The organism is Streptomyces sp. P9-A2, assembly GCF_036634175.1.
In the GTDB taxonomy this organism is placed as follows: domain Bacteria; phylum Actinomycetota; class Actinomycetes; order Streptomycetales; family Streptomycetaceae; genus Streptomyces; species Streptomyces pratens.
The window spans coordinates 4,163,643-4,185,101 of the sequence record NZ_JAZIFX010000001.1 but is presented as its reverse complement, the minus strand read 5'-3'; the positions used below and the strand labels follow the sequence as shown (position 1 = coordinate 4,185,101).

The window sequence follows — 21,459 nt, the reverse complement described above, 5'->3', positions numbered from 1 at the left end:
AGCTCTCTCTCCTCGATCCACGGCCGTTGTTCCAGGTCGCACTCAGTCATGCTCATTCATGTTCATTCACGCTTGATCACGCATGTCGACGAGTCCGGTGCGCTTCAGCTGTGCATGTCTCTTTGTATGACGTCAGCTTTTCCCATGGGCCGTCAGGGCACCATAAGCCGTTCCTGTGGGTGCGAGACCATCCCTTATATAGGGCATTACTCACCAAAGGTGCACCAGTCCCATGCCTCCGATCAGACGTCCGCGCCCCTCACACCATCGACACCCATGCGATCGCACAGATACCCCCATGCGATGGCACCATGACGCGGTGACCCACGCACGTCAGCACCTGCCCCAAGTCGTCGCCCACCGCGGAGCCTCCGAGGACGCCCCCGAACACACCCTGGCCGCGTACCGCAAGGCGATCGAGGATGGTGCGGATGCGCTCGAATGCGATGTACGCCTGACCGCAGACGGCCATCTCGTCTGCGTTCACGACCGTCGCGTCAACCGTACGTCCAACGGCCGCGGCGCGGTGTCGGCACTGGAGCTCTCCGATCTGTCCACCCTGGACTTCGGCTCCTGGAAGACCCGGGACCCACTCGGGGGGCGGGCGGAGGAGCCCGACTGGGAGTACCGGCCGGAGGACCGGGAGGCGACCTCCGTCCTCACCCTGGAGCGACTGCTGGGGCTCGTCTCCGACGCCGGCCGGCGCGTGGAGCTGGCGATCGAGACCAAGCACCCCACACGGTGGGCAGGGCAGGTGGAGGAGCGGCTGCTGCTCCTGCTGAAGAGATTCGGCCTGGACGCACCCGGCATCCCGGAGGAGTCCCCGGTACGCGTGATGAGCTTCTCCGCGCGGTCACTGCATCGTGTGCGTGCCGCCTCGCCCACCCTGCCGACGGTCCACCTCATGCAGTTCGTCTCGCCCCGCCTGCGCGACGGGCGGCTGCCGGAAGGAGTGCCGATCGCGGGCCCCTCGATCCGGATCGTCCGCAGCCACCCCGCGTACATCGAGCGCCTGAAGCGGTCCGGCCACCAGGTACACGTGTGGACCGTGAACGACCCCCAGGACGTGGACGCCTGCGTCGGCCTCGGGGTCGACGCCATCATCACCAACCGCCCCCGCGCGGTGCTCGACCAGCTCGGCCGCTGAGCGGGACGGGTCGGGTCGGACGGGTCGGCCATGCGGCCCGGCCGACCCGTCCATGCAGGGCTCTTGACCACGGGCCCCCTCTCGCCCCATCCTCACATCTCGGCCACATTGACTAAATCCAGCCACCCGGTTACGGGGAGTGCTCCGGCGCATTCGTTACGTGCCTGATTGTTTCGAGTGCGTCACCACACATGGATGGGCCGGTTTCCGGTTCAAGCCCATGGGGCATTCACACCGTGGCGTGGGGCGAAGGAGGTCTCGGGGGTGGCGTTGGTGGTGGCACAAGAAGTGCCCACGTCGTCGAGCATGGCCGTACCCCATGGCCCTGCGGGCGTGGGGAAAGCGAGGCGCCGTATGCGCCTGCAGTTGCGCGACGGCGGAGTGGCGGACACGGTCATCGACGATGCCGTACTGATCCTTTCCGAACTGCTGAGCAACGCGTACAAGCACGGCAGACCTCTGGGCGACGCCCCGGCCGGGGACGGCGACGTCCGCGCGGCCTGGCAGGTGGATCCCTGCGGTCGGCTGGTCGTGGAGGTCACGGACGGCGGAGGCCCGACCCGGCCGGCGCCGGCGACCCCGTCGGTCACCGCGCACGGCGGCCGGGGGCTGAACATCATCACGGCGCTGGCCGACGACTGGGGTGTGCGCGACGAGGTACCGGGCGAGGTCACGGTGTGGGCCGTCGTCCACGACGACGTGCACGACCCGGATGCCGGACACCGGCGCAATGGCTTCGCCACGCGGGTGCCGGCCCCCATGGTGTCCGAGATGCCCGGACTGGAGTTCGCGGACGCCTTCGACCGACTCGACTGACGACGCACGCGCGCGGCGATCCCCACAACCACTCCGCGCGGCCGTCCACCGTCAGCCGCTGACGGCCGCCTCACGGCCGCATCGTGCAGACCCGGTTCCGTGCGACCCGGTTCCGTGCGACCCGGTTCCGTGCAGACCCGGTTCCGTACGGACCCGGTTCCGTACGACTCGCGCGTTGCCCACAGTCGGCATGTTGTCCACAGGATCCCGTCAGCCGCGTCCTGAACGACTAGGCTCCCGCCCGTACGAGATGAGCCGTAACCGGGAGACACCCACGATGGCCAAGAAGCGCCCTCAGACCAAGGCCGAGCGCCCGCAGCTTACGGACGGAGCCCGCGCCGCAGGCGCTGATGGGAACTTTCCGGTCGTCGGCGCCCGCGAGCCCTGCCCCTGCGGCAGCGGCCGCCGCTACAAGGCCTGCCACGGCCGTGCCGCCGCGCACGCCGTGACCGAACTGGTGCACCGCCCGTTCGAGGGATTGCCGGGCGAGTGCGACTGGGTGGCGCTGCGCGAACTGGTGCCCGCCGCCACCGTCGAGCTGCCCCTCAAGGACGGCCTGCCCGACGGCATCCCGTCGGTCACCCTGGCCACCGTGCTGCCGATGGCCTGGCCCGCGCTGCGCCGTGACGACGGTTCGGTCCTCCTCGGCCTGCAGAACGACACGTCGTCCGGCGACATCAGCCGCGACCTCGCCGACACCCTCCAGCGCGCGCTCATCGCCGATCCGGGCACCCCGGTACAGGCCCGCCGCGCTCCGGCCGACGGGCCCCGGCTGCAGGATCTCCTCGATCCCGAAGGCGCGTTCGAGCCGGTGGTGCACAGTGGCTTCGAGTTCTGGGTCCCCGACCCGGAGAACGCCACCCCGGACGTGACCGCCTCCCTGGAGCGGGCCAACTCGGCAGCCATCCCGACCGTCATGCTCTCGGGCGTGGACTCCGCGTACTGGTGCGAGACACCCGAGAAGAACCATCTGCGGTGGGTCATGCCGCACCCCGAGGAACAGCTTCTGGACGCCTTGGCGCGACTGCACGCGGCGGGCCGCTCCTCCCTCGGTGAAGGGACCCGCCTGGTGGGCTCCTTCCGCGCTCACGGACTCACCGTGCCGGTCTGGGACCTGCCCAGCGGGGTCGGCGCCGAGGACGTGGAGAAGCCGGCGGCCGAGTTCGCCGAGCGCCTCGCCGCGGCCCTCGCCACCGACACTCCGCTCACCGCCGACGAGCGCCGCGCGCGCGGCGGCCTGACCAACCGTCAGGTCACCCTCAGCTGAGACGTGGGTGCGCCCCGGTCGTGCCGACTGCCCGGTCAGCACGACCGCCCGGACCCCATGACCGGATCCCTCCACAACTCCCGGTGGAGACAAGTCAGTCGGTGACCGGAAAAGCTGAGATCGAATTTGCTAACAGCCGATCTCTTGTTACCGTTCCAGTAGCCCGGTTGCTGGTGCATCCCCCGTCGCCAGCAACCGGGTCTTTCTGTGACCACTCTTCTTCACAGAACACAGCCGCATGCCCACCACCGGTTCCCACCGGTCGGCCGCTCTCCGGAGCACGGCACGACAGCGGTCCGCGTCCGGCCCGGTTCCCGAACTCCGTGTCTGCGCAACCTGCGTGGAGCACCGCTCGAAGCCGCCCCGCCGAGGTTCGGGTGGAGACCGTGGAGACGGCGCAGCCACCGGTTGCCGCGCGGCAACAGATCAGGGAATGCCGGACGCCGTCCCCACCGACGGCCGCTACTTCTCTGGCGCGCTCACACCCGTACGTGTGAGGGCCTCGACCACGGCGTCCACCACGGCCTCGACATCGGGCACCCAGGGTGAGGCCGAGCCGGGCAGCGGCGCGCGCTCCCAGCGGACCTCACCCAGGCCGGTGGTGGACGGGGGCAGCGCGAGATAGCCGCCCTCGCCGTGAAAGCGGAGGGAGCCGGGGACGAAGTCCTTGGCGTACAGCAGCTCGCCCAGCTGCTCCAGGGAGTACGGCTTGACCAGGATCGACCAGCGGTCCGCCGAGGCGACGACCGGGCCGAGCCGCATGCCGAGCCGGTCGAGGTCGCCCAGGGCCTGGGCGGCCGGCGCGGCGGGCAGGGAGACGGCGCAGGGCGCCCTGCCTCCAGTGGCCAGGATGACGGGGGCCGTGGGCCGGTTGCCCCACCACCAGCGCACCATGCGCGCGTCGGTGGTGGCGGCGAGGAGCCCGGGGTCGAAGGGGTGGGCTCCCGGCACCGTGCATTCGGGGTCCGGGCAGCCGCAGCGGGACCCGCCCTGCGGGTCCGTCGCCACACCCGGGAGCACCGGCCACTGCCAGTCCGAGGTGAAGGTCAGGGCTGCTTCGATCAGCTGGGGCCCACTGTCGCCTCGCCGGGACAGGAGCCTGCGTCGCCTTCCGAGGATCTCGCGCATGAGCGCTCGTTCCTTTCCGTTGCACGCCTGGCAACACCGTGGTCCACATCACAACATGTGTCGATCACTGCACTGTGCGTACCTACTGTGCGTACCTGTTGGCGCATCACATCCCCGCACCGGGCAGGGGGAGCCCTCATGGGCCGAGCAAGGACTGCCTCCGCGGCCGTACCACCCGTACCGCGTCGATCGGAAGCACGGGGTGGCGCGGGGGTGGCGAAGTCTGGCGTTTACCGTCGCGCGTGTTTCTCTCCGCCTCCGCCACGGGAGGATGGGGCACGGTCGTCGGTGGTTAAGACGCTCGGGTCCGTCACCAGGTTCCCGGGTGATTCCCAACCACCCCTGGCCTTATCCGAGTACGTACCCATCACGACCGCTGTGACGCTCCGTCGAGCGAGCCCAGTCGACCGCAATCAGCCTCCCCCTGAGGCAGTTTCAAGCCAAGTTTGATTTTCGGCAAGAGGGCGGGAGCGAATTCCCTCCGGACTCCCTCCGAACCCACGGACACCAGGAATCCCAGCAGGACAATACTGGACATCTCCTCACGAGAACGTGTACATCTGGAGACACCGTCGGCAACGCCGGATGACATGGGGGTTTGCGATGCTTTTGAGCAGTTCGTACCGGCGGGAAAGTCGGACGCCATGAGCGCCCCGCACCCTCCTAAAGTGGCTGGAATCGATTCAACGGTTCCGGCACCCGCACACACTGTCGCGTCCGTCACTACGGGTACCTCCCCGATCGCCCCGGCAAACCCCCAGACCGCACCGGGTGCGCTTCTGCAGGACCGGCTCGCGGGATGGGTCTCCGACCTCACGACCCTCCATGAGCTGACCGAACGCCTGGCCCGCACGAGCTCCCTCGACGAGGCACTCCAGGAGCTGTTGCGCGCCGGCGCCGCCCTGGTGGGCGCCCGTCGCGGTCTCGTCGTCCTGGAACCCGCCGACGGTCGCGGCCCGGACACCATGATCGGTCTCGGCCTGGCCCGCGCCGATCTCGGCCACATCGAAACGATCCCGCGCAGCGCGGTGCCGTACGGCAGGATCCTCGACGGCCTGTCCGGCACCGACGACGGCATCGCCGTACCCGACCTGCTGGCCGAGAAGGGGCTCGACCCCCGGCACCGTGAGGTCGCCGCCCGCCTCGGCTACGCCGCGAGCTACACGCTGCCCCTCACCCCCGAGGCCGCTGCCGACGCGGACGCCGCGCAGGCAGCGGAGACGACGCGGCGACTGGGCGCCGCGGTGTGGCTCTACGACGAGCCCGCCGAGCCGTCGGAACGCCAGCGGCACCTCATCGGCCTCTACGCCCGATACGCCGCCGAGCATCTCGCCCGCCTCCTGGAACTCGAGCGCGCGCGTGCGTCCATGGCCACCATGTCCGAGGAGCTCCTCCCCTCGCGTCTGCCCCGGATCCCCGGCGTCCAGCTCGCCGCCCGGCATCGCACCTCCCCGTACGGCGGCGGCGACTGGTACGACGCGCTGCCGCTGCCGGACGCCGCCCTCGGCCTCGCCGTGGGGTCCGTCACCGGGGCCGGGCCGAGCGCGGTCGCCGCGATGGGGCGGCTGCGGGCGTCCTTGCGCGCGTACGCCGTGATGGAGGGAGAGGACCCGGTCGCCGTCCTGTCCGACCTGGAACTGCTGCTGAGGCTCACCGAACCGGCCAGGTCGGCCACCGCGCTGTTCGGCTACTGCGAACCCGCGCTGCGCAGGATCACGCTGGCCGGTGCCGGGCACAGTCCGCCGCTGCTGCTCGGCGAGCGCCGCACGGAGTTCGTGGAAACGTCGGTCTCGGCCCCCCTGGGCATGCTCGCCTGCTGGGAGGCGCCGAGCGTGGAGGTCCACGCGGAACCGGGAGAGACGGTTCTGCTCTACACCGACGGGCTGCTGCACCGCACCGGTGATCCCACCGACCGCGCCTTCGCGCGGCTGCACGCGGCTGCCGCCGGGGTGCCCCAGGCGCTGCGGCACGACCCCGGCGCGATCGCCGACCACATCCTGCGCACCGTGCTGCCCGAGGGGAGGGAGACGACGGACTCCACGGAGGACGTCGTCCTGCTGGCCGCACGGTTCGAGTAGCCGCCCCGGGCGGGGCGGGGCGGAGGAGACGCCGGACAGGCAGGGAGATACCGGTTCGCAGGACCGGTTCGCAGCATCGACTAGCGGCCGGCTCGGCACCCGTTCCTGGGCCCGTTCCTGCGCCTGTGCCGTGCCCCCCTCCCGTACCGATGGCTCGCTCCCGTCACCTCCCGCGCGCCCTCGGTAACAGGTCCTTCCCCCCGGTGACCGTTTCGTCGGTAACCGTACGATGGAGGAGGTCCCCCGGCCCGGACGAAACCGACACCCTGGGGGAGGTCCAGAGCCTTACCGAGGAGGATGACCGCTGTGGCAGAAGAGCTTCCGACCGCGTTCGACGAGGCCGCCGGTACGCCGGGCCCGGAAGATCCGCAAGCCTCGGCGGGCCCGGACACCGGTGAGGAAGAGCCCGTCAAGCAGCGCAAGAACGGCCTCTACCCCGGCGTGTCCGACGAGCTGGCCGAGAACATGAAGAGCGGCTGGGCCGACACCGAGCTGCGCGACCTCGAGCCGATCCCCCAGACAGCGGAGACCGCCGCCCGCCGCGCCGCGCTGTCCGCGCGCTTCCCGGGCGAGCGTCTGATCGTCCCCGCGGGCAACCTGAAAACGCGGTCCAACGACACCGAGTACGCCTTCCGCGCCTCGGTCGAGTACACCTACCTCACCGGCAACCAGACCGAGGACGGCGTCCTCGTCCTGGAGCCGACGGCCGACGGTCACCAGGAGACGATCTACCTCCTGCCGCGCTCGAACCGTGAGAACGGCGAGTTCTGGCTGGACGGCCAGGGCGAGCTGTGGGTCGGCCGCCGTCACTCCCTCACCGAGGCCGAGAAGCGGTACGGCATCCCCGCCGCCGATGTGCGCGAGCTGGCCGGTGCCCTGCGTGAGGCCACCGGTCCGGTGCGTGTCGTGCGGGGACACGACGCCGGCATCGAGGCGGCGCTGACCGACAAGGTCACCGCCGAGCGCGACGAGGAGCTGCGCGTCTTCCTCTCCGAGGCACGGCTGGTCAAGGACGCCTTCGAGATCGGCGAGCTGCAGAAGGCCGTCGACTCCACCGCGCGCGGCTTCGAGGACGTCGTGAAGGTCCTCGACAAGGCCGAGGCCACCAGCGAGCGCTACATCGAGGGCACGTTCTTCCTGCGCGCGCGGGTCGAGGGCAATGACGTCGGCTACGGCTCCATCTGCGCCGCCGGCCCGCACGCCACCACCCTGCACTGGGTGCGCAACGACGGCCCGGTCCGCTCCGGCGACCTGCTGCTGCTCGACGCCGGTGTCGAAACGCACACGTACTACACGGCGGACATCACCCGTACGCTGCCGATCGACGGTACGTACAGCACCCTGCAGAAGAAAATCTACGACGCCGTGTACGACGCCCAGGAGGCCGGCATCGCGGCGGTGAAGCCCGGCGCGAAGTACCGGGATTTCCACGACGCCGCCCAGCGGGTCCTGGCCGAACGGCTCGTCGAGTGGGGTCTGGTCGAGGGCCCGGTGGAGCGGGTGCTCGAGCTGGGTCTGCAGCGCCGCTGGACACTGCACGGCACCGGCCACATGCTCGGCCTGGACGTCCACGACTGCGCGGCCGCCCGTACCGAGACGTACGTCGACGGCACCCTGGAGCCGGGCATGGTGCTCACGGTCGAACCGGGCCTGTACTTCCAGGCCGACGACCTGACCGTCCCCGAGGAGTACCGGGGCATCGGCGTCCGTATCGAGGACGACATCCTGGTGACCGAGGACGGTAACCGGAACCTCTCCGCCGCGCTGCCCAGGCGGTCCGACGAGGTCGAGGCGTGGATGGCGGCCCTCAAGGGCTGATCGCCGCTCGAGCGGCGGATGGACCGTTCGAGCAGCGGATCGTCACTGGGGCATGTTTCGAACGGAGCGTCGGCCGCCCGGAGGGCGGGCCCCGCGGCGTCATGGGGGTCCCCCTGCTCGAGCGGAGCCGAGAGCTTGGGGGAGCGTGCGATCGCACGGCGGAGGGTCGCCCGCGTACCGGGCGTACGTGGGCGATCCCGACAACGCGGCTGGGGTCCCCCTGCTCGAAGAGCTTGGGGGAGTGCGTGCCGGACGCCGCGGGGCAGGCGGGACTCTCGAAACACGCCCCAGGGCTGATGTGCGTACTGCGGCCGGGTACCCCGTGCGGGATGCCCGGCCGCGGTGTGATCGGGTGCGCCGTGATCGGATTCAGTGCGACCGGTGCCAGCACTATCGGCGCCGGTGCGACCGGGGGCGCTTCCCCGCGCCTACGGCTTCCCGATCCGGTGGTGAGGTCACACCGCCATCAGCGGCGCTCCCTTCCGCCATTTGAGGATCTTGTCGAAGCTCACCACGGCGCCGCCCCGATCGGGCTTGTTGCCGATGTGGACGTGATCGGCGAGCTCCTGGATGAGGCAGAGGCCGCGGCCGTGTTCCGCGTCGTGCGGCGCGGGGCGGGCCGGCGGGTGTACGCGGCCACCGGCCACGGCGGGAAAGCCGGGGCCCACGTCGGCGACCTCGATACGGCACTTCTCGCCCTCGAGATAGGCGGTCACCCGGTACGCCTCCGAGAACCCGCCCCAGGCGGTGCCCCCGCCGTGCTCGACGGCGTTCGCACAGGCTTCGGTAAGGGCGACGGAAAGGTCGTAGGAGATGTCGGGGTCGACGCCCGCGGTCTCCATCGCGCCGAGCAGAAGGCGACGCGCGAGCGGCACGCTCGCAGCATCACGGCGCAGATGGAGTGACCACCAGATGCTCATGCTCCAGCCTCCCGGCCGCGGCTCGACATACCGTTACCTATTGCCCTGCGTACACGCTTGTAAGCGTCCCGCTGACGTGATAACCCCCATATGGCGGGTGCGCCATGGAGCCGACCGGTGTATGTGGGGCATCTCGCGTATAAGCGATCTTCCGGTCGTAGCTCTCCTTGCGGACCTGCCGTACGGCGGCCGGAGGCCCAGTGCGATGATGAGCCCGCCATGACTGCCCCCCATCCGCACACGATGCGCTCCGGACGCGGGCTCCGGATACTGCGGGCCGCGGTGTTCGCCGCGGTCTGTGTCGTGCTGGCCGGGGCAGGTCACGCACTCGCCTCCCACGCCGCAGTTCCGCTGTGGACCCTGGGCGTCGGATTCCTCGGGACGTTCGTGGCCTCGGTACCGCTCGCCGGACGCGCGCGGTCCCTTTCGGGCATCGCCGTCCCACTGGCAGCCGGTCAGACGGTGCTGCACGCCCTGTTCGGCATCGGCCAGCACGGCGCCGCGACCTCCGCGAACGTGTCGTCGTCCGTGCCCGGGTCCCTGTCCGACGCCTCGCTGATCGAGCAGGCGGCCCGGCTGATGTGCGGGGCCGGCACGGTGGCCATCAGCCCCGCGCAGGCGCAGCGCATCCTCACCGACGCCCGGATCCACCCCGGCCCGACCGGTACGGAGAGTGCGGTCGGCGGCACCCACGGAGGGCACGCCCAGGACGGCGTCATGGCCCTGGCCGCGGACCCCACGGCCGCGGCCTCGTCGATGCCGCTGCTGCCGTCCCTGCCGATGCTGCTCGCGCACGTCCTCACGGCACTCGCCACCGGCTGGCTGCTGCGCCGCGGCGACCTGGCTCTGCTGCGGCTCACCGAACTGTCGGCGCACGGCGTCGCCGAGGGCGCCCTCGTACGGTCTCTCCGCGCGGCACTCGCTCTGGTGCGCGCCCTGCGCGCGGGTCTCCCGGGGGCACCGCACATGACCCCGCGCCGGTTGCGCACCGTGCCGGCCGTGCCGTCCACGCCCCATACCGCCGCACTCCAGCACTCGGTGATCCGCCGAGGTCCGCCCCCGGCCGACAGCGTGCTCGCCCTCGCCGCCTGACGCGACCGGGCCCCCCTCCGCGACCGCCGGACCTCCGGACGGAAGGAGAGGGTGCCCGCATGCGGCACGGCCCGGCGCGCGCGTGTCTGCTTTCCCACGTATTTCCCCGCGCACTCACCGCGTACTTCCCGTCTGCTTCGCTCGTACTCACCTCGTACGACGAGCCGTCCGTGGCCCGGTCGCCACCGACGGGCAAGGGCGTACGCGCCGTACGCGGTTCCCTCACCGTCAGTGAAACCCAACTGAAGCGGAGTGCTTCTGCCATGAAGGCTTCCCGTATCGCCGCCGTCGGCGCTGTCGCCGGTATCGCCGTCCTCGCCCTGTCCGCCCCCGCCTTCGCGCACGTCAGCGTGCAGCCCGAGGGCGAGGCGGCCAAGGGCGGTTACGCGGTCGTGAACTTCAAGGTCCCCAACGAGCGCGACGACGCGTCGACGACCAAGCTCGAGGTGACGTTCCCGACCGATCACCCGCTGGCCTCCGTGATGCCGCAGCCGATCGCCGGCTGGGACGCCAAGGTCACCAAGTCCAAGCTGGACAAGCCACTGGAGATGCACGGCAAGAAGATCGACGAGGCCGTCACCAAGGTCACCTGGACCGCCGACGGCAAGGGCATCGAGCCCGGCTTCTTCCAGAAGTTCCCGGTGTCCGTCGGCACCCTGCCCGAGGACGCCGACGAACTGGTCTTCAAGGCGCTGCAGACATACTCCAACAAGGAGGTCGTCCGCTGGATCGAGGTGCCGGAGGAGGGCCAGGAGGAGCCCGACTTCCCGGCCCCCGTGCTCGCCCTGGCCGAGGCCTCCGGCGACGGTCACTCGCATGGTGCGTCGGACGGCAAGAGCGAGGACGCCAAGTCCGACGAGAACACCGAGAACGCCTCCGCGGAGACCACCGCGACGGCCGCCTCCGGTGACTCGGGCGGTACGGACACCACCGCCCGGGTCCTGGGCATCGTCGGCATCGTGGTCGGTGCCGCGGGTGTCGCCTACGGCGTACTCGCCGGGCGTCGGCGCGCCGACGCCTGAGCCCTCCCCTGTTCAACGGCACGCACCGGGGTTCCCCGGTCCGGTGGGACCCCGGTGCGTGCCGGAGCACCTACATTCTGGACACCATCATGCGCAAGAAGACCCTCGCGGCGGCGGCCCTGCTCGCCGCCGCCGCCCTGACCCTTTCCGCCTGCGGCAGTGGCGACGGCGACAGCGGCGAGCCCATCGCCATCGTTTCCGAGGAGGCGGGCGCGGAGAAGGCCGCCACGGCCCTCGACAAGCCGTTCGAGAAGCCGGACCTCGTCCTCACCGACACGCAGGGCAAGAAGTACGACTTCCGCGCGGAGACCGCCGGCAGGCCCACGCTGATCTACTTCGGCTACACGCACTGTCCCGACGTCTGCCCGCTGACCATGAACAACCTCGCGGTGGCCAAGAAGCAGTTGCCCCAGGACCAGCAGGACGAGCTGCGGATCGTGTTCGTCACCACCGACCCCGAACGGGACACTTCCGCCGCGCTCGGCAAGTGGCTCAAGGGCATCGACTCCCAGGTCGTCGGCCTGACCGGCGACTTCGACACGGTCCAGGCAGGCGCCCGCACCCTCGGCATCTCGATCAACGCGCCGCGCAAGGACGACAAGGGCCAGGTCGTCTCCGACCACGGCACCCAGGTCATCGCCTTCTCCCCGAAGACCGACGGCGGCTACCTCCTCTACGGCGAGGACGCCACCGTCGAGGACTACACCGCGGACCTCCCCAAGATCATCAAGGGTGAGAAGCCGTGAGACGGCTCGCGAGGAGGCAGTTCCCCGGGAGGCCGCACGCCTTCGCGGCGGTGGCCGTCGCCGGGGTACTGACCCTCGCCGGCTGCGGCGGTTCGGACTCGGACGGTTCGGGCTCGAGCTCGGGCGGCAAGACAGACCTGTCCGTCGGCTCCGCCTACATGCCGCAGCCGGTCTCGGACATGGCGGCCGGCTTTTTCGTCATCAGCAACAAGGGCGGCGCGGCCGACCGGCTGACCTCGGTCAGCAGTGACGCCGCCGACCGCGTCACCGTGCACGAGACCGTCGACGGGACCATGCAGGAGGTCGACGCGCTCGACATCCCGGCCCGGGGCAGCCTCGTGCTCGAGAGCGGCGGCAATCATCTGATGTTCGAACAGCTGACACGGCAACCGAAGCAGGGGCAGAAGGTCTCCGTCGAACTGCGCTTCGCCCACTCCGACCCCGTCACGGTCGAGATTCCGGTGAAGCCTGCCACCTACACCCCGAAGCACGGACACTGAGGGAGAAACCCCTGTGACCCAGACCATCGCCCCCCGCGTCCGGATCCTGGTGCTGCTGTTCCTGGCCGTCACCGGCGCGCTCCTCGCCGGGGCCGCTCCCGCCTCCGCGCACGCCGCGCTGACCGGCAGCGATCCCCGGCAGGGGACGGTGGTCGACAAAGCGCCCACCCAGGTCTCGCTCACCTTCTCCGAACCGGTCGCGGTGAGCGACGACGCCCTGCGCGTCCTCGACCCCAAGGGCGAACGGGTCGACAAGGGCGACCCGGCCAACGCGAGCGGCACCACGTACACCGTGCAGCTGCTCGGCGGGCTGCCCGACGGCACCTACACCGTCACCTACCAGGTGGTGTCCGCGGACAGCCATCCCGTCGCCGGCGCCTTCACCTTCTCCGTCGGGGCCCCCTCGGAGACCTCCGTCGAAGCCTCCGCCCAGGCCTCCGACGACGGACTGGTCGGCTCGCTGTACGGCACCGGACGGTACCTGTCGTACGCCGGGTTCGTGGTCATGGTCGGCGGGGCCGCCTTCGTGCTCGCCTGCTGGCCGCGCGGCTCCGGCGTACGGGCGGTGCAGCGGCTGGTCGTCTCCGGATGGCTCACGCTCACCGCGGCCACCCTCGCCCTGCTGCTCCTGCGCGGTTCCTACACGAGCTCCGGGAAGGTCGGCGACATCTTCGACCTGACGCTGCTCAGCGAGGTGCTGCAGACCAAGACCGGCGCGGCGCTCGTGTCACGGCTGCTGCTGCTCGCCGCGGCGGCGCTGTTCATCGCGGTGCTCTTCGGCGCCGCCCAGGACCAGCGGGACGACGAGGAGAAGCGGGACCTGTCCCTCGGACTCGCCATCGGGGGGACGGTCGTGGCGGCCGGGCTCGCCGCGAGCTGGGCCATGTCCGAACACGCCTCCCAGGGGCTCCAGCCGGGTCTCGCGATGCCGGTCGACATCGTCCACCTGCTGGCCGTCGCCGCCTGGCTGGGCGGGCTCGCCGCCCTGCTCGTCGCGCTCTACCGCGCACCCGCCGACACCGCGGTCGACACGGCCGCCGTCCAGCGGTTCTCGCGGCTCGCGTTCGGCAGCGTGGTCGCGCTGGTCGTCACCGGGATCTACCAGAGCTGGCGGCAGCTCGGTTCCTGGTCGGCGTTCACCGACACCCGGTACGGGCAGTTGCTGCTCGCCAAGATCGGGCTCGTGGTGATCATGGTCGGGATCGCGTACGCCTCCCGGAGGTGGACGGCCCGACTGGCGGAACCCGGTAGGGCGGTGGCGCTCCGGGAGGAGCAGAAGGAAACCGTGGCGGCGGTGTCGGCCGCTGAGGGCGGGACAGGCCAGGAAGGTGCCGGGGCCACCGGTACCGGGAAGACCAAGGCCGGAAAGACCAAGGCGGATACGAAGAAGACCGGTACGAAGAAGGCTGCAGCCGCTTCCACGGCCTCGGCCGACATCGACATCGACGCCGACGCCGACGCCGACGCCGAACGGGAGAAGCCCGCGGCCGACACGGGGTCCGCCCAGGTCCGGTCGGAGGAGTCGGGGGCCGGGGCGAAGGCCGGCGGGGACTCCGCGCGGGCCGCGCAGCTGGCCCGGCAGCGGGCCGCCGTGTCGGCCGCCCGGCAGAAGCGACTGCGGGACGCCGACCCGAACCGCTTCGGGCTGCGTCGCTCCGTGCTCACCGAGGCCGGTATCGCCGTCGTCCTGCTCGCGATCACCACCGTGCTGACACAGACCGAGCCGGGGCGTACGGAGCAGGAGGCCGAGAGGGCCGCCTCGTCGTCCTCGGCCCCGTCGTCGCCCTCGTCCGCCCAGGGGACCGGTGCGGTGACCCTGAACATGCCCTTCGACACCGGCGGCAAGGACGGCAAGGGCGTCGTCACCGTCGATCTGGACCCCGCGCGCGTGGGCGGCAACGACATGCACGTCTATGTGGAGCGGACCGACGGCAAGGCCTTCGACGTTCCCGAGCTCAAGGTCGCCCTCACTCTCTCCGCGAAGGACATCGGACCGCTGCCCGTCGCCCCCGACCGCGTCGCCACCGGGCACTTGTCGGCGAGCGGAGTGCAGATCCCCGTGGCGGGTGACTGGACCGTCGAGGTGACCGTGCGGACCTCCGACATCGACCAGGTGACCGTCTTCAAGAACGCACAGATCGGCTGAACCACCATGGCTGACCAGTCCATTCCGGAGGCCCGCATCCCTGCTGCCCCGGACCCACGGGAAGGCGCCGCCCCACCCGTCGCCCGGGAGGGCTTCTCCCGGCGCCGCCTGCTCGGCACCGCCGGGGCCACCGGGCTGGTGCTCGGTGCTGCGGGCGGCGCCGTGGGCTACGCCGCCTCACCCACGGAAGCCACCCCGCTGGCTTCCGTGGGTGAGGGCCGGGCAATGTTTCACGGGAAACATCAGCCCGGTATTACCGAGGGGTTCCCGGCCCGTGGACATCTCATCGCGTTCGACCTCGCGCCGGGCGCCGGGCGCCGGGAAGCGGCCGCCCTGCTGCGCCGCTGGTCGGACACGGCTGGGCGGCTCATGGCGGGCGAGCCGAGCGCCGACGGCGACACCGGTGTGGCACAGGACGCCGGACCCTCCTCCCTGACCCTCACCTTCGGCTTCGGCCACAGCTTCTTCGCCCGCACCGGACTGGAGAAGCGGCGTCCGGTGGCTCTGGACCCCCTGCCCGACTTCTCCTCGGACCACCTCGACAAAACCCGCAGCAATGGCGACCTGTGGGTGCAGATCGGTGCCCATGACGCCCTGGTCGCCTTCCACGCGCTGCGCGCCGTACAGAAGGACGCCGGTTCGGCGGCCAGGGTGCGCTGGCAGATGAACGGGTTCAACCGCTCGCCCGGCGCCACCACCCGCCCGATGACCGCCCGCAACCTGATGGGCCAGATCGACGGCACCCGCAACCCCAAGCCGTCCGACTCCGACTTCGACCAGCGGATCTTCGTGCCGGCGAACGGCGACCCCACCTGGATGGCGAACGGTTCCTACGTGGTCGTACGCCGTATCCGCATGCTGCTCGACGACTGGGAGAAGCTCGCGGTCAAGGAGCAGGAGGCGGTCATCGGACGCCGCAAGTCCGACGGGGCTCCGCTGTCCGGAGGCACGGAGACCTCTGCGATGGACCTGGAGAAGACCGACTCCGCGGGCAATCTGGTGGTTCCCTTCAACGCCCACGCCCGGATCACCCGCCCCGACCAGAACGGCGGCGCGGCGATGCTCCGACGCCCCCTCTCCTACCACGACGGCATGGACGCGGACGGCGTGCCCGACGCGGGTCTGCTGTTCATCTGCTGGCAGGCCGACCCGCTGCGCGGCTTCGTGCCGGTGCAGCGCAAGCTCGACCGGGGCGACGCGCTGACTCCGTTTCTCCGGCACGAGTCGAGCGGACTGTACGCGGTGCCGGGCGGCGCGACGGAGAGCGAGTATGTGGGGCAGCGGTTGCTGGAGGGATGAGGCGCCCCCGCCTCACTCGCATGCCACCCGTATGCCACTCGCATGTCACTCCTGGGAGGGCATCCGGGGATGCCCTCGGCGTGGGCCCATTAGGGTGAGGTCATGCCAGCGAGCTATGCGTATCTCGGCCCCGAGGGCACCTTCACCGAAGTCGCCCTGCGCACTCTCCCGGAGGCGGCCACCCGGGAGCTGATCCCGTACGTGTCCGTACAGTCCGCGCTCGACGCGGTACGTGCCGGGGAGGCCGAGGCCGCTTTCGTCCCCATCGAGAACTCCGTCGAGGGTGGCATCACCACCACTCTCGACGAACTGGTCGCGGGCGCCCCGCTGACGATCTACCGCGAGGTGCTGCTGTCGATCACCTTCGCGCTGCTCGTCCGCCCCGGCACCAGGCTGTCGGAGGTCAAGACCGTCACCGCCCACCCCGCCGCCCAACCGCAGGTCCGCAACTGGTTGAAGAAGCACCTCCCGGACGTCGTCTGGGAATCGGCCGCCTCCAACGCGGACGGGGCCCGACTGGTGCAAGAGGGCCGGTACGACGCGGCCTTCGCCGGTGAGTTCGCGGCGGCCCGGTACGGGTTGGAGGCCCTGGAGACCGGGATCCACGACGCGGAGAACGCCCAGACCCGCTTCGTCCTGGTCGGACGGCCCGCACGCCCCGCCGCGCCCACCGGTGCGGACAAGACGTCCATCGTGGTGTGGCAGCGTGACGACCACCCTGGTGGTCTGCGCGATCTGCTGGGCGAGTTCGCCACGCGTGGCGTCAACCTGATGCTGCTCCAGTCCCGGCCCACCGGAGCCGGTATCGGCAATTACTGCTTCTGCATCGACGCCGAGGGCCACATCTCGGACCGCAGGGTGGCCGAGACGCTGATGGGCCTCAAGCGGGTCTGCCTTCAGGTGCGCTTCCTCGGTTCGTACCCGCGGGCGGATGCGGAGCCGTCCGCGGTACGGGAGCCGCTGCCCGGGACCTCGGACGACGAATTCGCGTCCGCGGCGGACTGGGTGGCGCGCTGCCAGGACGGCCGGTTCTGACATTTCCAGTCCTATCAGTCATATTTTCTGATTTTCGTTATCCACAGAAGTTATCCACAGGCCAACTTCTCGATCCGGGGACAAGTCGACACCGCTGTGTCGTTCCATCGACAAATCCCCCCGGCGTTCATGATCGCCCTCACTCGCCCGGCGGAGGCCACTCGTCCACCCTTTTCCCTTCGCCGACCCTTTGAAGTGACCGCTTTCCGCCCGAAAGTGGAGGTAAGGGAGAGTTCGCGGCAGGAATCCTCACCGCTGGTCACGCGTTCCGGAATGGATCGCTCCAAAGTCCACAGACTTTCTTCACACCCTGTGGATAACTTTCCCCACCCTGTGGATACCTGTGGACAACCGAACCTCGAATCCCGGTTCCGCGAGGAATTCCAGTCAACGAGCTGCCCGCGAACTGACCCTTCCCAGGGAATGGACCGCTCTCCTTGATCCCGATCGACGCCGAGTCACCCCTCGGGTACACCCCGCGGTGACCTCAGCTCCACCCCTATGAACACATCGCACAATTTCCTCATAACGGGACGCAAGCAGCTCCGATGGAATAGTGAGTCGTGGGGCGTCACCACGCACCGGTAGCCTTGACCGCGTGATTGACCTTCGCCTGCTCCGTGAGGACCCCGACCGTGTGCGCGCTTCGCAGCGTGCCCGTGGAGAGGATGTCGCGCTCGTCGACTCCCTCCTGTCCGCCGACGAACGGCGCAGGTCGTCCGGCGTCCGCTTCGACGAGCTGCGCGCCGAGCAGAAAGCGCTCGGCAAGCTCATCCCCAAGGCGACCGGCGACGAGAAGGCCGAGCTGCTGAAGAAAGCCGGCACCCTCGCGGCCGACGTCAAGTCGGCCGACGCGGAGCGGGACGCGGCAGCGGTCGAGACGCAGGAACTTCTGGGCAGGCTGAGCAACCTCGTCCACCCCGACGTCCCCGTCGGCGGTGAGGAGGACTTCGTCACGCTCGAGACGCACGGCACCGCCCGCGACTTCGGGGCCGAGGGCTTCGAGCCCAAGGACCACCTGGAGCTCGGCCAGATCCTCGGCGCCATCGACGTCGAGCGCGGCGCCAAGGTCTCCGGGTCGCGCTTCTACTTCCTGACCGGCGTCGGCGCCCTGCTCGAGCTGGCTCTGGTGAACGCCTCGATCGCCCAGGCCACCGCGGCAGGCTTCACCCCCATGCTGACCCCGGCCCTGGTCCGGCCCCAGTCCATGGCGGGCACCGGCTTCCTCGGGCAGGCGGCCCAGGACGTCTACCACCTCGAGAAGGACGACCTCTACCTGGTCGGCACGTCCGAGGTCGCGCTCGCCTCGTACCACATGGACGAGATCATCGACGCCGACCGGCTGCCGCTCCGCTACGCGGGCTTCTCGCCCTGCTTCCGGCGCGAGGCCGGCTCGCACGGCAAGGACACCCGAGGCATCTTCCGCGTACACCAGTTCGACAAGGTCGAGATGTTCTCCTACGTCACTCCGGAGAAGTCGCAGGAGGAGCACCGGCGGCTGCTGGAATGGGAGAAGCAGTGGCTGACGTCGCTGGAACTGCCGTTCCGGGTGATCGACGTCGCCTCGGGCGACCTGGGTTCCTCCGCCGCACGGAAGTACGACTGCGAGGCGTGGATTCCGACCCAGGGCAAGTACCGCGAGCTGACCTCGACCTCGGACTGCACCGAGTACCAGTCCCGCCGGCTCCAGATCCGCGTCAGGGACGGCAAGCAGGTGCGCCCGCTCGCCACGCTCAACGGCACCCTGTGCGCCGTACCGCGCACGATCGTGGCCATCCTGGAGAACCACCAGCAGGCCGACGGCTCGGTGCGGATCCCCGAGGTACTGCGTCCGTATCTGGGCGGCCGGGAGTTCCTGGAACCGGTTGCCAAGTGAGCACGCCGTTCCCGTACCGACTCGTCGCCACCGACCTCGACGGCACGCTGCTGCGTGACGACCACTCGGTCTCCCGCCGCACCCGGGACGCGCTCGCCGCGGCCACCGCGGCGGGCGCCGCCCACATCGTCGTCACCGGCCGCGCGGTCCCCTGGACCCGGCCCATCCTCGACGACCTCGGCTACCAGGGCCTCGCCGTCTGCGGCCAGGGCGCCCAGGTGTACGACTCCGGGGCACACCGGCTGCTCACATCGGTGACGCTGGACCGGCAGCTTGCCGCGGTGGCGCTGGCCAAGATCGAGGCGGAGACCGGCCCGCTGCACCTGGCCGCGAGCCGCGACGGTCTGGACGGTGAAGTGCTGGTCGGCCCCGGCTACGAGGTGACGGGCAGACTGCCCGCGACGCCGCTCAAGGACGCGTCGGACCTGTGGTCGGCCCCCCTGAACAAGCTGTATATACAGCACCCGGCCCTCACCGACGACGAACTCACCGAGGTGGCCACCCGCACCGCGGGCGGTTTCGTCACCGTCGTCATGGCGGGCGAGGGCGTCGTCGAACTGCTTCCCCTCGGCCTGTCCAAGGCCACCGGGCTGTCCCTGGCCGCTCGCCGGCTCGGGACGAAGGCCGCGGAGACGATCGCCTTCGGCGACATGCCCAACGACATCCCGATGTTCGCCTGGGCCGCGCACAGCGTCGCCATGGCCAATGCCCACCAGGAACTGCGGTCGGTGGCCGACGAGGTGACGTCCTCCAACGAGGAGGACGGGATCGCCGTGGTGCTGGAGCGGTTGCTGGGCTGAGGACGTGACGCCCGCTGAGCCGTTCAAAAACCGAAGGGCTCAGCGGGCGGATTCAACATCTTGCGGAGGATGCACGAATCGAACGTGCGCGGGCTTTCGCCCGACCGCGGCTCAGCAAGCCGGTGCCTTACCTCTCGGCCAATCCTCCGGGTGGGCGGCCCACGCGGCTGATGCGCGTGCTCGAAGCGGCCGCCCCGGGCAGCTCTGCGTGGGGCGGACTCGGCAAAGGAGCAGTAACTACTCCGGAGCCCGCCGTCGGCTGCCCTGCCAGGAGCCGGACGTACTGCCGTGCATGGGCATCGCCCCGCTCCTCTCCCGGATCACGACACCGGACCTTCCCGGCGATGCGGACACCACCACTCTGCCCGCCGGGCGAGTGGGGTGCCACTCATTTAGAGCCTGCTATCTGGGTCATGCCAAAGACCTGGGTCCTTGGGCTCGGGTCCTTGGGCCTGGGCCCTTGGGCCGCGAGGCCCCCACCGCTCCGCCGTCAGCGGGCAGCAGGGTCGGCCATGGGCGCCGCACTCATCCCCGGCGGCGACGCCACCCGCGTCGGCGTGCCTGCTGAAGGACCAGCCCGTCGGCGGCTCGTCGGAGCACCAGGGCTGTGGCTCCGGCTCCTCGTGCCGCCTTCGTTCGATCAGCATGCGGGCGCGGGCGGACGGTTCGGTGGTCTCCGCAGCACGGATGAAGTCGTCGTCCAGGACCACATCGTCCGGGACCACGTTGTCCAGGGCTGTGGCGACACTGTCTTCGGCCTCGACCTCGGTCTTGGCGTCCCGGCCACGGGTCCGGTGGCCGGGTCTTGGTCCGGCCGTTCGTCCGGCCCGTGGACGGGCCGGTGGGCCGGCCGGCTCTCACCCCCGTGCCCCCGTCGTTCGTCGTGCCCGGCCGTCCCACCCGCCATCGCGGTCGGTCCTCGCGACCGGTCCTTCCGTCGGACCGTGAGCCATAGCCCTCCGCGTCCCCCGTACCCGGTGTGCCGGAGCGGAGCGGGGTACGGAACGGGGTACGGAACGGGGTACGGAACGGGATGAGGTCACTCCTCCCCGGCGAGCGTCAGCGTGCGCAGCTTCTGCCCGGCGTACCAGGTGGCCAGGACCGTGACGACGACCAGCAGGACCGTCGCGGTCGTGAGACCGACGTCCGAGGTGATCAGGTCGCCGCCGGAGACCTTCTGGGCCACCGCCAGCGACCACTGCTGGACGCTCAGCGTGCGCGCGCCGGGCACCAGGGAGCCGAACAGGGCCTCCCAGACCAGCGCGTAGACCAGCCCGAACACCACCGCGTGCCGGGAGACCGTGCCGAGCAGCAGGAAGAGCGCCGCGTACGCGATGGAGGCGACCAGCGCGGCCACCGTGTAGGCGACAGCGATCTGCTGGCCGTTGCCGTTGAGGATGAAGCCGGCGATCAGGGTGGGCACCGCAGAGAAGACCATCGTCACGGCGATCGCCACGATCAGCTTGGTGTAGATGATCGTGGGCCGTTTGATCGGCTTGGACAACAGGTACACCACCGAGCCGTCGTCGATCTCCGGGCCCATCGCACCGGTTCCCGCGATGACGCCGATGATCGGCACCATGGTGGCGAGCGCCAGCCCGCCGAGGATGTCGGCCGCGGTCTGGTCGTCGGCACCGGCGAGGACGCGCACCGCCACGGAGATCGCGATCAGCAGCAGGGGCAGGGCCCCCAGGATGAGGGCTCGGCGACGGCCGAGCAGGGCCCGGTAGGTGAGTCGGGCGACTGTGGGGTCGTACATGGTTCGGCCT

Annotated in this window: 17 protein-coding genes, 1 tRNA gene and 1 pseudogene; 14 read left to right on the top strand and 5 right to left on the bottom strand. The window is 70.4% G+C overall.

Annotated features, from left to right (window positions below):
- Window positions 1–319: 319 nt before the first annotated feature.
- The 3 genes from V4Y04_RS18990 to V4Y04_RS18980 all read left to right on the top strand — a co-directional run bounded on the left by V4Y04_RS18990 (window position 320) and on the right by V4Y04_RS18980 (window position 3,230).
- Window positions 320–1,147, top strand: a complete 828-nt coding sequence (locus V4Y04_RS18990) for a glycerophosphodiester phosphodiesterase (RefSeq protein WP_332429397.1) — start codon at window positions 320–322, stop codon at window positions 1,145–1,147.
- Between the two features lie 195 nt (window positions 1,148–1,342).
- A complete protein-coding gene (locus tag V4Y04_RS18985; protein ID WP_443080044.1) occupies window positions 1,343–1,963 on the top strand; it encodes an ATP-binding protein in 621 nt (206 codons plus the stop codon).
- A gap of 277 nt (window positions 1,964–2,240) precedes the next feature.
- Window positions 2,241–3,230 carry a DUF5926 family protein gene (locus V4Y04_RS18980; RefSeq protein ID WP_332429395.1) on the top strand — a complete coding sequence of 330 codons (990 nt, stop codon included), beginning with the start codon at window positions 2,241–2,243 and terminating at the stop codon, window positions 3,228–3,230.
- A gap of 462 nt (window positions 3,231–3,692) precedes the next feature.
- Here V4Y04_RS18980 and V4Y04_RS18975 read toward each other — a convergent pair whose 3' ends face one another.
- Window positions 3,693–4,358: a bifunctional DNA primase/polymerase gene (locus tag V4Y04_RS18975; protein ID WP_332429394.1), complete on the bottom strand. Its 666-nt coding sequence runs from the start codon at window positions 4,356–4,358 to the stop codon at window positions 3,693–3,695.
- A 527-nt stretch (window positions 4,359–4,885) separates the two neighbouring features.
- Here V4Y04_RS18975 and V4Y04_RS18970 point away from each other — a divergent pair.
- Together V4Y04_RS18970 and V4Y04_RS18965 are read left to right on the top strand one after the other, a co-directional pair.
- Complete coding sequence (locus V4Y04_RS18970; RefSeq protein WP_443080187.1) at window positions 4,886–6,436, top strand: PP2C family protein-serine/threonine phosphatase; 1,551 nt, start codon at window positions 4,886–4,888, stop codon at window positions 6,434–6,436.
- A gap of 306 nt (window positions 6,437–6,742) precedes the next feature.
- Window positions 6,743–8,254: an aminopeptidase P family protein gene (locus V4Y04_RS18965; protein ID WP_332429392.1), complete on the top strand. Its 1,512-nt coding sequence runs from the start codon at window positions 6,743–6,745 to the stop codon at window positions 8,252–8,254.
- Between the two features lie 455 nt (window positions 8,255–8,709).
- Here V4Y04_RS18965 and V4Y04_RS18960 read toward each other — a convergent pair whose 3' ends face one another.
- Complete coding sequence (locus V4Y04_RS18960; protein WP_332429391.1) at window positions 8,710–9,174, bottom strand: ATP-binding protein; 465 nt, start codon at window positions 9,172–9,174, stop codon at window positions 8,710–8,712.
- Window positions 9,175–9,393: 219 nt separating this feature from the next.
- Between V4Y04_RS18960 and V4Y04_RS18955 the strand changes: the two genes are divergently transcribed.
- From V4Y04_RS18955 to V4Y04_RS18915, 9 genes are all read left to right on the top strand, one after another.
- Entirely contained in the window at window positions 9,394–10,266 is an 873-nt protein-coding gene (locus V4Y04_RS18955; RefSeq protein ID WP_332429390.1) for a hypothetical protein, read from the top strand.
- Between the two features lie 263 nt (window positions 10,267–10,529).
- Entirely contained in the window at window positions 10,530–11,288 is a 759-nt protein-coding gene (locus V4Y04_RS18950) for a YcnI family copper-binding membrane protein (RefSeq protein ID WP_332429389.1), read from the top strand.
- Between the two features lie 89 nt (window positions 11,289–11,377).
- On the top strand, window positions 11,378–12,034 hold the full coding sequence (locus tag V4Y04_RS18945) for an SCO family protein (protein WP_332429388.1): 657 nt from the start codon (window positions 11,378–11,380) through the stop codon (window positions 12,032–12,034).
- Window positions 12,031–12,534, top strand: coding sequence for a copper chaperone PCu(A)C (locus V4Y04_RS18940; RefSeq protein WP_332429387.1), 504 nt, complete (start codon window positions 12,031–12,033; stop codon window positions 12,532–12,534). The genes V4Y04_RS18945 and V4Y04_RS18940 overlap by 4 nt, the downstream gene beginning before the upstream one ends.
- A 13-nt stretch (window positions 12,535–12,547) precedes the next feature.
- Window positions 12,548–14,680 carry a copper resistance CopC/CopD family protein gene (locus V4Y04_RS18935; protein WP_332429386.1) on the top strand — a complete coding sequence of 711 codons (2,133 nt, stop codon included), beginning with the start codon at window positions 12,548–12,550 and terminating at the stop codon, window positions 14,678–14,680.
- Window positions 14,681–14,686: 6 nt separating this feature from the next.
- Entirely contained in the window at window positions 14,687–15,979 is a 1,293-nt protein-coding gene (efeB, locus tag V4Y04_RS18930; RefSeq protein WP_332429385.1) for an iron uptake transporter deferrochelatase/peroxidase subunit, read from the top strand.
- 102 nt (window positions 15,980–16,081) lie between these two features.
- Window positions 16,082–17,014: a prephenate dehydratase gene (gene pheA / locus V4Y04_RS18925; protein WP_332429384.1), complete on the top strand. Its 933-nt coding sequence runs from the start codon at window positions 16,082–16,084 to the stop codon at window positions 17,012–17,014.
- A gap of 598 nt (window positions 17,015–17,612) precedes the next feature.
- A complete protein-coding gene (gene serS / locus V4Y04_RS18920) occupies window positions 17,613–18,890 on the top strand; it encodes a serine--tRNA ligase (protein ID WP_332429383.1) in 1,278 nt (425 codons plus the stop codon).
- Window positions 18,887–19,690 carry an HAD family hydrolase gene (locus V4Y04_RS18915; protein WP_332429382.1) on the top strand — a complete coding sequence of 268 codons (804 nt, stop codon included), beginning with the start codon at window positions 18,887–18,889 and terminating at the stop codon, window positions 19,688–19,690. The genes serS and V4Y04_RS18915 overlap by 4 nt, the downstream gene beginning before the upstream one ends.
- Before the next feature lie 63 nt (window positions 19,691–19,753).
- On the opposite strand, the gene V4Y04_RS18910 is transcribed toward V4Y04_RS18915, so the two are convergent.
- From V4Y04_RS18910 to V4Y04_RS18900, 3 genes and pseudogenes are all read right to left on the bottom strand, one after another.
- Window positions 19,754–19,838: transfer RNA gene (locus V4Y04_RS18910), tRNA-Ser, on the bottom strand.
- Between the two features lie 377 nt (window positions 19,839–20,215).
- A pseudogene (locus V4Y04_RS18905) lies at window positions 20,216–20,424 on the bottom strand (SGM_3592 family protein).
- Window positions 20,425–20,729: 305 nt separating this feature from the next.
- A complete protein-coding gene (locus tag V4Y04_RS18900; protein WP_332429381.1) occupies window positions 20,730–21,449 on the bottom strand; it encodes an ABC transporter permease in 720 nt (239 codons plus the stop codon).
- Between the last annotated feature and the right edge of the window lie 10 nt (window positions 21,450–21,459).

What these genes read in the sequence shown, in the direction of transcription:
- V4Y04_RS18950 (WP_332429389.1), top strand. Translation starts at nt 10,530, where the DNA reads ATGAAGGCTTCCCGTATCGCCGCCGTCGGCGCTGTCGCCGGTATCGCC.
- V4Y04_RS18945 (WP_332429388.1), top strand. Translation starts at nt 11,378, where the DNA reads ATGCGCAAGAAGACCCTCGCGGCGGCGGCCCTGCTCGCCGCCGCCGCC.
- V4Y04_RS18985 (WP_443080044.1), top strand. Translation starts at nt 1,343, where the DNA reads ATGGGCCGGTTTCCGGTTCAAGCCCATGGGGCATTCACACCGTGGCGT.
- pheA (WP_332429384.1), top strand. Translation starts at nt 16,082, where the DNA reads ATGCCAGCGAGCTATGCGTATCTCGGCCCCGAGGGCACCTTCACCGAA.
- V4Y04_RS18975 (WP_332429394.1), bottom strand. Translation starts at nt 4,358, where the DNA reads ATGCGCGAGATCCTCGGAAGGCGACGCAGGCTCCTGTCCCGGCGAGGC.
- V4Y04_RS18900 (WP_332429381.1), bottom strand. Translation starts at nt 21,449, where the DNA reads ATGTACGACCCCACAGTCGCCCGACTCACCTACCGGGCCCTGCTCGGC.
- efeB (WP_332429385.1), top strand. Translation starts at nt 14,687, where the DNA reads ATGGCTGACCAGTCCATTCCGGAGGCCCGCATCCCTGCTGCCCCGGAC.
- V4Y04_RS18955 (WP_332429390.1), top strand. Translation starts at nt 9,394, where the DNA reads ATGACTGCCCCCCATCCGCACACGATGCGCTCCGGACGCGGGCTCCGG.
- V4Y04_RS18980 (WP_332429395.1), top strand. Translation starts at nt 2,241, where the DNA reads ATGGCCAAGAAGCGCCCTCAGACCAAGGCCGAGCGCCCGCAGCTTACG.
- V4Y04_RS18960 (WP_332429391.1), bottom strand. Translation starts at nt 9,174, where the DNA reads ATGAGCATCTGGTGGTCACTCCATCTGCGCCGTGATGCTGCGAGCGTG.